Consider the following 11,147-nt stretch of genomic DNA (forward strand, 5'->3'; position numbering starts at 1 on the left):
GCCGTTTGAGGCGGTGCGAGGATCCGGCGTGGCGACTGGAGGGGGAGACGAGGACAAGCGATTTGCCCGCACCGCAGCGGGGGACTCGGCATCACGGTTCCGTTTCGCAGCCGGCAGCGAGGAGACGCGCAAATCGCCCGAGGCGACCTCTCCAAGAGCCCGCCGGATCGCAGGAGCCGAAAGGCTCGAGCGCCGGCTAGGCCGAGACCGGCTCTAGCGCATATGCCAGAATCCGACCGCCATCGAAAGGAGGTCGACATGTCGCAAGCGCACTTCAGCCCCGCCCTGTTCAAGTTCCTCAAGGACCTGGCCGCCAACAACGACCGGGATTGGTTTCAGGCCAACAAGGAACGCTACGAGGACGAGCTGCGCGAGCCCGCTCGCACCTTCATCAGTGACTTCGGACCGCAACTCAGAAAGATCAGTCCACACTTTCGCGCCGACCCGCGCAAGGTGGGCGGTTCGCTTTTCCGAATCCACCGTGACGTCCGCTTCTCCAAGGACAAGAGTCCGTACAAGACCCACACCGGCATCCAGTTCCGCCACAAGGCCGGGAAGGACGCCCATGCCCCGGGGTTCTACCTGCATCTCGAGCCCGGCAGCTGTTTCGCCGGCGTGGGCATCTGGCATCCGGACGGCGAATCCACCAAGAAGATCCGCAGCTTCCTGGTCGAAAACACCAGCCGCTGGAAGGGGACCACCGGCGCCAAGCGTTTTCGCGAGACTTTCGAGCTGACCGGCGACAGTCTCAAGCGCCCACCTCGCGGCATCGATCCGGACCATCCCCTGATCGAGGATCTGAAGCGCAAGGACTTCATCGGCGTCCACAAGATCAGCCAGAAGGACATCACCGCCCCGAGCTTCTTGACGCACTACACCGACCTGTGCCGAACCGGCAGCGCCTTCGTCAAAGCTCTGTGTGAGGCCGTGGGCGTCGACTACTAGCCGCCGGGGGAGCTTTCGCGCACCGGCGGCGGCAAACGCCAAACCGTCAGATCCAGGGTGGACTCGGCCCCGGGAGTCTGGCCGGCACCAGCCGAGCCGAGCTGGGCCCGGAGCCGGGACTCGAGCTCTTTGCCGATCAGCACGGCCGAGCCGTTACCTTCGATCAGAACCTCGATACCGGACCGGTCGTCGACCACTCCGGCATAGCCGCCCTGCCGTCGGCCATACCGCCGGGCCTCGATCGCGGATATGGCCAGCTCCATCAGTGCTCGATTGGTGCGCAGAGTCACGATGACAGAGCGTAGGTTCGGCATCATCATGTCGACGACCATTCCAGCCACCGGCAGATCAGGCTCCCCCTGCAACTTTGTCTCGCTCAACAGCTCCTCGAACGGCCTCTCGCTCCAGCTTTTCAACTCCACCCAGCGCGAAGCCAGGGCCGCAGCGACGCGTTTAGAGAACGCCGCTTGCAGGAGACGGCGCCCGGTTGACGCCGGGCCCGGTAGGTCCTTCTTGAGCAACCGAAGTCCGAGCGCGCCTTCGGCGGCGATCGCCCATCCAACCCGGTCGACCGCCGCGCTTCTCTCGAGCTCGACTTTCAAGGTCTCCAGCAGATCGTCACTTGTCTCCGGACTCGAGAGCGCGGCTTGGACGACCTCGAGTCGGAATCGCTCCACCGCCGCAGCGGTGATCGAACCGAACAGGTGCGGTTGGGCATACAGACACTCGGCGAGGGTGTCCAGGATGCGATAGGCGGCCGCGATTCGCCCGTCGTCGCCGTCGACGACGCCGACGAAGCCGAGAAGGCGAATCAGCCGCGCGGCCTTGACCGCCGCCAAGGAAGCGTCGGCGTCCACTTCGAAGGAAGCGTCGGCGTCCACTTCGGTCGCCGCCTGCCAGACGCAGCTCGGGAGCTCGGACGCCGCCGCCAGATCGTCGATCGCCTCGGCGTGGTCCGCGAGAGCGTCCCGGGCGGAGGCTTCGGTGGCCGGCGACCAGGCCGCCGGCTGTGGAGCGCGGGACCATTGGTTCAACTCGACATCCGACACCGCGGAACGGAAGGCAGCCACGGCGTTCTCGGCGTCGGGGACCGGAGCCCTCGAGTAGTCCCAATGGTCTGCCGAGCCTACGTACGTCTCGAATCCTCGGACCGCCTCCTCGTAGGAACGCGCCGAGTGCCAGGCGAATAGGCCGGTGAGGCCAGCGACGAGCACCACAGCCCAGGCGACCCATACCAGGATGCGGCGCATGGAAATTCGGTCCCACTTCATTTCTTCCACCGGCGAGTCACTGCGCCGGGATTCTACCGGTATCATCCCACCTCATCGACTATCGAAGTCCGCTGGAATCCCTCGAATCCAAGGAGGAGTGGTTCGCCATGACCGACCCATCGCACTCGAGCCGCACGAGCCGCACGAGCCGTCCCGTTCGTGCGCTCCTGCTGAGCCTCCCGACGGCCTGTCTGCTCGCGGCCGCCTTGCAGGCGTCCGACTTGACCTACGAGTCCGTGATCGGGCGCCCACAGGGCCGGAGAATCACGGTGCATCAAGAGATGGTCGCCTACCTCGAGACCCTGGCCGAAGCGTCCCCCAGAGTCACGCTGATCGATCAGGGCAGTTCCTGGGAAGGCAGGAGGCTGCCGCTGGCGATCGTCACATCCGAGGCTAACCATGGCCGGCTGGAAGAGATCCAAGAGCGAGCCCGGAAGCTGGCCGATCCGAGAAACCTCTCGGTCTCGGACGCGACCTCACTCATCGCCGACCAGCCGGCACTTGCCTGGCTGGGTGGCTCGATTCACGGTTTCGAGCTTTCCGGAGCCGAGGGGGTTCTGAAGCTACTCGAGCGCCTGGTCACGGGCGACGATGAAGAGACTCGCGAGGTGCTCGAGAACGTCGTCGTCCTGCTCGACCCGATGCTCAATCCCGACGGCCGCGACGCCTTCGCCCATCACAACCATCGCCGGCTCGGAAGCTCGCCCGTCTCCGAGCGCGACGATTGGGGCAATGATTTCAACTTCTGGGAAGCAATCTCGTTTCGCACCGGCCACTACTTCTTCGATACCAATCGCGACTGGTGGGCGCACACGCAGCGGGAAACGCAGGCTCGAGTCCCGACGCTGCAGGCCTGGCGCCCGCAGGTGATCGTGGACCTCCACGAGATGGGCTCGGATGTCGAGTTCTATTTCGATCCCGCGACCGACCCGTACGGCCCCTACTTCCCGGATTTCGCCCGCAGCTGGTTCGCGCGCTTCGGCAAGGCCCATGCTCGAGCCTTCGATCAAGCCGGCTTCGAGTACATGACGCGCGAGCGCTACAACTACTTCTACCCGGGCTACACGACCTCCTATGGCAGCTATCAGGGCGCCGTGGGCATGCTCTACGAGCAGGGGTCATCACGCGGCCTGGCCATAACGCGGGCCGATGACAGTGTGCGCACGCTGACCGACGCTTTCGGCCAGCAGTACACCGCCGCCTGGGCGGCGGTGCGGCTCGCGGCGACGAGCCGAGAAGCCCTGCTGACCGAATACGTCCAGGCGGCTCGAGACGCCATCGAGGACGGCCGTCGTGGAATTGTGCGGTACCTGCTGGGGCCCGACGGCGATCCCCATCTGGTGCGTGAGGTCGCCGAGCTTCTGACTCGAAACGGCGTCGAAGTCGGCCGGCTCGCGGCCGACGTCCAGCTTGCCGATGTTCGCGACCGTACCGGAGCCGAGATCGGGCGCAAGCGTTTTCCGGCCGGCACTTGGGTCGTCGAGGCCGCTCAGCCGCGAAATCGTCTGATCCGGGTTTTGCTCGAACCGGACCTGCCGATCTCGGAGAAGTTCCTCGCCCAGGCAAGAGAGCGGCTCGACCGGGGCGGCAACCCGCGCTTCTATGACATCACGGCCTGGTCTCTGCCGCTGCTGTTCGATATCGAGGGTTACTCGACTACCGACGACTCGTCGCTCGAGGTCTCGAGCACCCCGACCGCCCGGCGCGAGTTTCCTGAGAATCCCACCTACGGCTGGGTTATTGACGGCGGTCAAGCGGCGAGCCTCGCGGCGCTGTATCACCTCAAGGCGGCGGGTCACCGTGGCTCGGTCGTCCTCAGACCCTCACGGGTCGGCGAGCGGACCTTTGCCGGCGGCTCGATTGTGGTTCGTGCCGGCCAGAACGACGACACGGTCGCGGGCGACCTACGCCGCCTCGCCGAACGCTACGAGCTCGAGGTCGCGGGCGTCGACACCGGCCTCTCCGAAGAAGGCTACCCCTCGCTTGGCTCAGGTGACGACAGCTTCGTGGTCAAGGAGCCGAGGATCGCGATCCTGGCCGAGCAACCGGTCCACGGCTACTCGTTCGGCTGGGCCTGGTACACCCTCGACCAACAATACGGAATCCCGACCTCCACCCGGCGGGTCTCGACCCTGGCCTCGACTCCCCTCGACCGCTACAACGTCCTGGTTCTTCCACACCTCTTCTCCGCCGAAGAGCTCGCCCACCGCATGGGAGACAAAGGCATCGAGCGAATCAAGAGCTGGGTCGAAGACGGTGGAACTCTGGTAGCCCTGGGCGCGAGCGTCGACTTCGTCCGCGAGCGGCTCGCGCTCATTCAGCTGCGCTCTTTCTACGACCGGGACAAAAAGGAGGACGCCGAGGCCAAGGAAGGCGAGCTCCCGCACAAGATCACCGCGCCGGGTGCCCTCGTGCGTGTCGATCTGGACGGCGAGTCCTGGCTCGCGGCCGGCTACGACAGCTACCTGCCGGCACTGGTCGCTTCCGACCGGGTCCTTCTGGCTCCCGAGGGACCGCCGGACGCAAAGCAGCGCGTCGTCGGTCGGTACGCCGAGGGCGAGGCCCTCCGTCTGTCGGGCCATCTCTGGCCGGAGAACGAAGAGCGGCTTGCGGGGGCCGTTTTCGCCTACGAGGAGCGAGTGGGACGCGGCCGAGTGATCGCGTTCGCCGAGGACCTCAACTTTCGTGCCTACTGGCGCGGCGCCAACCGTCTGTTTCTGAACGCCGTCGTACTCGGCCCCAGCGCACCTTGACCGAGATTCGGAGAAACCCATGCTCGAGCTCATCTGCACCCGAACCTGAAGCACCTGTCGCAAGGCGGTCGCCTTGCTAGAAGAACACGGAATCGACTTCGACTACCGCGAGTACCGCAAGGAGCCTCTCAGTGAAGCCGAGATCCGACATGTGCTCGCCCTACTGGAGGTCGGGCCGAAGGACGTTCTGAGGCGTCGCGACAAGGCCTTTCGCGAGCTCGGACTCTCGGGAGACGAACCCGACTCCATCCTGATCGCGCACATGGCCGCACACCCGACGCTCCTCCAGCGGCCGATCGGAGTGGTTGGCGACCGCGCGGTGATCGGGAGACCGGTCGAGAACCTGCTTTCGCTCGTCGATTGAGCCGCCACACGGCGTTGCGTGAGGCGACCTTTGCCTACCCTCTAGCGCTACAAGCAACGCTACGCCCTCACACCTCGCTACTGTACATGTCAGGCCGGCCGCGTGCCTCCTGGAGCGAAGCCTCTCCGCGCGAGCGGAAGGAGGGCACCGGCGGCCTGCTATCGGTTCGCGCAGCCGCAGAGATGCCGGCTCGAGCCAGGCGGTCGAGACCCTTCGCTTCGCTCGAGGGCAAGCGGGGCTCGACCCCTACAAGCCGGCGAAATCGCTCCAACCCTTCTTGGGGTACCTGCCGGAGTCCTTCAGCGCGCGCACCAGGAGATACTCGATCTGGCCGTTGACACTGCGCAGCTCGTCACTCGACCAACGCTGAAGCGCATCAAAAAGCTTCGGATCGATACGCAAAAGAAACGACTTCCGTCTTGCCACAGAGGCCCTCCTCGGGCGGCAGCGATCAGTTGTGGAGCGTGCCGGTGTTCACCACCGGTTGCGTGTGCCGATCACTACAGAGAACGACGAGAAGGTTGCTCACCATTGCCGCCTTGCGCTCTTCGTCGAGCTCGATGATCTGCTTCTCCGAAAGTTTCTCGAGCGCATGCTCGACCATGCCCACCGCGCCCTCGACGATCTTGGCTCGAGCGGCGACGACCGCACTTGCCTGCTGTCGCTGCAACATGGCCGCCGCGATCTCGGTCGAATACGCCAGGTGACTGATGCGCGCTTCGAGAACCGAAACGCCCGCCTCCTGCAGGCGCTCCTGGACTTCGGTGCGAAGCTTCTGGCTGATCTTGGCCGTATGGCCGCTGAGCGTCACTTCGCCTTCTTCGAGAGCATCATAGGGGTAGTTCGTGGCCAGGCCGCGCACCGCCGCTTCGCTCTGCACGTGCACGAAGTTGACGTAATCGTCGACGTTGAACAGCGCCTCCGCGGTATCCACGACTTTCCACACCACGACCGCACCGATCTGAACCGGATTGCCACGGTTGTCGTTGACCTTGAGCTTGCCGGTTTCGAAGTTTCGAGTTCGGACCGAAATCCTCCTCTTGAGATAGAAGGGATTCGCCCACCTCAAGCCGGGATCGTGAACCGTCCCCTTGTAGGCCCCAAACAGTTGTAGCACCCGGGCTTCGTTGGGCTGGACCGTGAACAGACCGGCGAGACACACGGCTACCAGCGTGAACAGCAACAGCCACCCTGCGATGGCCGAAACGTCGCCACGGCTGGCGGCGCCAATGAAGCCCCAGATCGAAAGCGCAAGAAGCGCCAGAAGCACGAACAGCGCCAAAAAACCAGACATCGCCGAGACCGCCCGTTCTCTCTGTACTTGAGCCATAGTGCACCTCCATTGATATCTAAATGATATCCCGTAGATATCAGAAGGTCAAGCTCTCAAGAGACGGCGCTGAGCAGGCGAGATCCTTCGACAAGACTCGCGACCGCCCGGTCGATCGATTCGGCAACTCGATCGGACGGCGGCGCCGGGGCCCGGGCCGGCACCCTCTCAGGCACTGGCGCCGGCATCTTGACCGGAGTCGTCGCGGGAACCTCCACGACCACACCATTCTCGAGCACGGTCCGAATTTGTTCGGCCGGCTGGGGCTCACAGAAGAGAAAACCCTGGCAGCGGGTGCAGCCGTGGCTGAGCAGAAAGTCGATCTGCGTCTCCTGCTCCACACCTTCCGCGATCACCTCGAGGCCGAGGCTGTCGGCCATGGCGACGATCGCCGACACGATTCCTTCCATGTCGGTTTCTCCGGGCACGCCCTTAAGGAAGGATCTGTCGATCTTTAGACTGTCCAGCGGAAAGCGCGCCAGCCGGCTGAGCGAGGAATAGCCGGTTCCGAAGTCGTCGACCGAAAGACGTACTCCCAGTGATTTCAAGCGCCACATGCACTCGGTGGCCTCTTCGTAGCCCTGCATCAGCGCTCCCTCGGTCAGCTCGAGGTCGAGGAGCTCGGCGGGCATCCCGGTTTCTTCCAATATCGCCCCTACCCTCTCCATCAGATCCGGCTGGAGAAGCTGACGACTGGAGAGATTGACCGCCACTCGCAGCGGCGGAAAACACTCCATCTGCCATTCCCGGGCCTGTCTGCAGGCCGTTCTCAAGACCCACTCCCCGATCGGTGCGATCAGGTTGGTTTCTTCCGCGATGTCGAGAAACTTGTCCGGACCCAGCAGGCCGAACTCGGGGTGGTTCCAGCGCAGCAGGGCCTCAATACCCATGACCTGGCCACTGACCAGCTCGACCTGCGGCTGGTAGTAGAGCTCGAGCTCGCCGTTCTCGAGCGCCATGTTCAAACCGCTCTCGAGCTTCATGCGCTCGAGCGCCGACGCGTTCATCGACTCGTCGTAGAACCGGCACACGTTTCCGCGGCGCTCCTTGGCGTGATGCATTGCCGAATCCGCCATCCCCACGAGAGCTTCGGCGTCATTGCTATCGTTCGGAAAGACCGCAATGCCGAGGCTCGCGCCGACGAAGATCTCCTGATCCTCGAGTTGAAACGGGCGGGAGAACATCTCCAGTACGCGCTTTCCGGCGGTGGCCGCATCCTGCGCGGTCTTCAGATCGGAAAGAAGTATCGTGTACTCATCGCCGCCGAAGCGGGCGACGAAGTCGCCCATCCTCGCCTTTCCGTCCCGCCCGACGGCGCCGCTCGAGCGCAGGTGTCGAAGCAGTCTCTTGGCCACCATCCGGAGCAGCTTGTCGCCGGCGCTGTGCCCGAAGGTCTCGTTGACCCGGCCGAACCGGTCCAGCCCCAGAAACAGCACCGCTCCCGAGCGGTCAGTCTCTGAGTGATCGACCGTGCTCAAGCTGAGCCGCTTGAGAAACGAGCGCCGGTTGGGCAGCCCGGTGAGACCATCGTAGTAGGCGAGGAACTTGATTTTCTCTTCTGCGCTCTTGCGCTCGGTAACGTCTCGAACCGTTGCCGTTACGACCAGAGCCCTGCCGCCGTCCTGGTCCGCGATCTCGGTCTGCTGCTCGACATAGCGCTCAGAGCCGTCCGACGAGACCAAGCGGTACTCGATGTCCTGCGGCTCTCCGAAGCTGAGCAAGTCCTTGAAATACCCGGCGACGAAGGCCCGGTCTTCGGAATGGACGCGACTGGTGAGATCCTCGAGAGTCCCGGTAAGGCTCCCGGGGCGCTCGCCGAGAATCCTGTGCATCTCCCCGGAGCAGATCAGGCGATTGTCGTCGATCTTCCACTCCCAATAACCCAGGCGCGCTATGCGCTGGGCGTTGGCCAATCGCCCCCGGCTCTTGCGCAACTCCTCCCCAGCGCGGTTGGCCTTGAGCATGTAGTCGATGCGGTGGGCGAGAATCAGCCAGTTCACCGGCTTGGCAACGAAGTCCGTCGCGCCCACCTGATAGGACCGCTTGACCGACTCGACATCGTCTCTGCCGGTCATCATCAGGATCGGCGTGTGTCTACCCATCGGAGAAGACCGCAACTCGCGGCAGGCCGCGAATCCGTCCATGTACGGCATCTTGACGTCGAGCAGAACGATGTCGGGTCTGGTCTCGGCGAAGCTGTCGATGGCATCGATGCCGCTCTCCGCTTCGACCACTTCGAATCCGGCCTGCTCCAACGACTCCCGAGCGACCATGCGCATCACTTCCTCATCGTCTACTACCAGAACTCGGGATTGCTGTTGTCGTAGGTCACGCGTCATTCCTGGACGTCCTCCGTGCAGTCGGTCACGACACTCCCATTGGGCAACCGCAGTGCCATTCGCACTTGCTCACTCGTCGATGTTTCTCGAGTCGATACACCGCCGGGTTCTGGCAACTTCGGCAATGACCCTAAGTCCCACTATCCACGGGAGATGAGCGCGATCCGGTGCCGAGTTGGATGCCCCTCGAGCCCCAACCGAGATTCTCGAGACAAATCCTGGGAGGAACCTAAACTCGCGCCTTCGGGTCAGAATTCCCCGGGTGAAATTCCCCTCTCCCCGGAGCCCGGGCGACGCCCGACGACTTCAAAGTCGGGGGCTGGGGCCTCGCGCCGCTTGAATGCACCGAATTTTGGCTCAGCTCGCCGATTTTGCTCAAAATCCAGGAAGCCGATCCGAGGGCCTTTCCGACAGCATCCCCGCACCCCTAAATTCGAGCCGAAACGGCAATCTAAAGCTGAGCAGTAGCTCTCCTTCAATGCACTTATTCGAATACGTGAACGGCACCCGTTTTGCGCTAATACCTTACGAATTGTGGCAAATGCGCCACTTTTTGCTCAGAGGTCGAGGGCCAGAACCGGGAGCGCAGCGCGATGACGACCAAAAACCTGCTTCGAACGATAGCGAACAAGCTGACCAGGGCCCCTCACATCAGAGGGGCCAGAATCGCCAGGACCGCTATGGCCGCTACCCTGGCACTGCTGCTCTGTGGTGCCGTCTCCGCCGGCGAGCAGGCTCCAGCCCAGTCGGTCATCGTTCAGGCCCAGACTCTCGAAGCGGCTCGGGCCGCGGTCGAGAGCGTCGGCGCTGAGGTCACTCACGAGCTCGCGATCATTCGAGCGGTGGGGGCCGAGCTCACCAAGAACCAGCGAGCCGAAATAACCGAGATGGAGGGCATCCGGATCTATGACGACGTGCGCGTCGAGACCCAGGGCTACTGGAACAAATCGAACAAGTCGAACAGCTCCAACTCTGATTCAGACTCGGACTCTGATAGCGACGACTCGGATGATTCCGATTCCGATTCGGACTCCGGTGCCGACTCGGATTCCGACTCGGACAGCGATTCGAACGGCGACTCGGACTCGGACAGCGGCAGTGACGATTCCGACTCCGAATCGGGTCCCGGGTCCGACAGCGCCCCAGACGACTCCAGCACGCCCGGTCAAATCGAGAACGATTACGACGACGACATTTCCTTTCAAGACACCGTCTACCCCACCGTCGTCGAAGCCGCCACCCTGCACCGACAGGGCGGCCTGGGACGGGGCGTAACCGTGGCGGTGGTCGACAGCGGCCTCTCCGCCAGAGGTTCGGGCTGGAACTGGATCGAGAAGAACACCACGCGCGATGTCCGCATTCTGGCGACCTTCGACGCCATCACCGGCATCGCCGGTGGCGACATTCATGACGACAACGGCCACGGCACCCATGTGGTCAATGTCCTCGCCAGCAGCCGCAAGTCCACCGGGGCAAAGCCCCGCAGCTACAACGGTATCGCTCCCGACGCCGATCTCGTGATTGTCAAGGCCTTCGATGCCCAGGGCCACGGGCGCTACCTGGACGTCATCCGCGGGATCGACTTCGTCGTCGCCAACAAGGACGCCTACGGCATCCGTGTGCTCAACCTCTCGTTCGGCGGCACCCCACAGTCCCACTACTGGGACGACCCCCTCAACCAGGCGGTGATGGCCGCCTGGCAGGCCGGCATCGTGGTCGTCGCCTCGGCCGGGAACCAGGGCCCCGATCCCATGACCATCGGCGTTCCCGGGAACGTCCCCTACGTCGTCACGGTCGGAGCTATCTCGGACGCGGTGACCGAAGATGCCGACGACGACTTTCTGACCACGTTCTCCGGCGCCGGCCCCACCTTCGAAGGCTTCGTCAAGCCCGAGATCGTCGCGCCGGGTGGCCACGTGCTCGCGCAGATCGACCCCTGGAGCTGGCTGGCACAGATGTTCTTGAGCTGGCTCTTCGGTGACGACTACTTCCACATGTCCGGCACCTCCCAGTCGGCCGCGATCGTTCCGGGCACGGTCGCGCTGATGCTCGAGGCCGATCCCTGGCTCACACCCGACGAGGTCAAGTGCCGCTTGATGGACTCGGCCCGGCCCGCGGTCAATGCCCAGGGCCAGCTCGCCTACA

The 11,147-nt window shown here is 63.9% G+C and carries 8 protein-coding genes; 4 read left to right on the forward strand and 4 right to left on the reverse strand.

Features of this window, described 5'->3' with window-relative positions:
* Positions 1–258: 258 nt before the first annotated feature.
* Positions 259–945 carry a DUF2461 domain-containing protein gene (locus GY769_26165; protein ID MCP4205411.1) on the forward strand — a complete coding sequence of 229 codons (687 nt, stop codon included), beginning with the start codon at positions 259–261 and terminating at the stop codon, positions 943–945.
* Here GY769_26165 and GY769_26170 read toward each other — a convergent pair.
* Entirely contained in the window at positions 942–2,216 is a 1,275-nt protein-coding gene (locus tag GY769_26170; GenBank protein ID MCP4205412.1) for a hypothetical protein, read from the reverse strand. The two genes, GY769_26165 and GY769_26170, sit on opposite strands and share 4 nt — an antisense overlap.
* A gap of 107 nt (positions 2,217–2,323) precedes the next feature.
* Between GY769_26170 and GY769_26175 the strand changes: the two genes are divergently transcribed.
* Complete coding sequence (locus GY769_26175) at positions 2,324–4,969, forward strand: hypothetical protein (GenBank protein ID MCP4205413.1); 2,646 nt, start codon at positions 2,324–2,326, stop codon at positions 4,967–4,969.
* A gap of 73 nt (positions 4,970–5,042) precedes the next feature.
* Positions 5,043–5,333 carry an arsenate reductase (glutaredoxin) gene (locus tag GY769_26180; protein MCP4205414.1) on the forward strand — a complete coding sequence of 97 codons (291 nt, stop codon included), beginning with the start codon at positions 5,043–5,045 and terminating at the stop codon, positions 5,331–5,333.
* A 246-nt stretch (positions 5,334–5,579) separates the two neighbouring features.
* Here GY769_26180 and GY769_26185 read toward each other — a convergent pair whose 3' ends face one another.
* The 3 genes from GY769_26185 to GY769_26195 form a co-directional block, all read right to left on the reverse strand.
* Positions 5,580–5,759 carry a hypothetical protein gene (locus GY769_26185; protein ID MCP4205415.1) on the reverse strand — a complete coding sequence of 60 codons (180 nt, stop codon included), beginning with the start codon at positions 5,757–5,759 and terminating at the stop codon, positions 5,580–5,582.
* 25 nt (positions 5,760–5,784) lie between these two features.
* Positions 5,785–6,627, reverse strand: coding sequence for an SPFH domain-containing protein (locus GY769_26190; protein ID MCP4205416.1), 843 nt, complete (start codon positions 6,625–6,627; stop codon positions 5,785–5,787).
* Between the two features lie 92 nt (positions 6,628–6,719).
* Positions 6,720–9,002 carry an EAL domain-containing protein gene (locus GY769_26195; GenBank protein ID MCP4205417.1) on the reverse strand — a complete coding sequence of 761 codons (2,283 nt, stop codon included), beginning with the start codon at positions 9,000–9,002 and terminating at the stop codon, positions 6,720–6,722.
* A gap of 1,169 nt (positions 9,003–10,171) precedes the next feature.
* Between GY769_26195 and GY769_26200 the strand changes: the two genes are divergently transcribed.
* A partial coding sequence (locus tag GY769_26200; GenBank protein MCP4205418.1) for a S8 family peptidase occupies positions 10,172–11,147 on the forward strand: 976 nt, incomplete at its 3' end.

It is taken from the genome of bacterium (assembly GCA_024224155.1).
In the GTDB taxonomy this organism is placed as follows: domain Bacteria; phylum Acidobacteriota; class Thermoanaerobaculia; order Multivoradales; family JAHEKO01; genus CALZIK01.

Bases quoted from the DNA above. Each gene is read 5' to 3' on its own strand.
- GY769_26165 (MCP4205411.1), top strand. From the start codon at position 259: ATGTCGCAAGCGCACTTCAGCCCCGCCCTGTTCAAGTTCCTCAAGGAC.
- GY769_26170 (MCP4205412.1), bottom strand. From the start codon at position 2,216: ATGAAGTGGGACCGAATTTCCATGCGCCGCATCCTGGTATGGGTCGCC.
- GY769_26175 (MCP4205413.1), top strand. From the start codon at position 2,324: ATGACCGACCCATCGCACTCGAGCCGCACGAGCCGCACGAGCCGTCCC.
- GY769_26190 (MCP4205416.1), bottom strand. From the start codon at position 6,627: ATGTCTGGTTTTTTGGCGCTGTTCGTGCTTCTGGCGCTTCTTGCGCTT.
- GY769_26195 (MCP4205417.1), bottom strand. From the start codon at position 9,002: ATGACGCGTGACCTACGACAACAGCAATCCCGAGTTCTGGTAGTAGAC.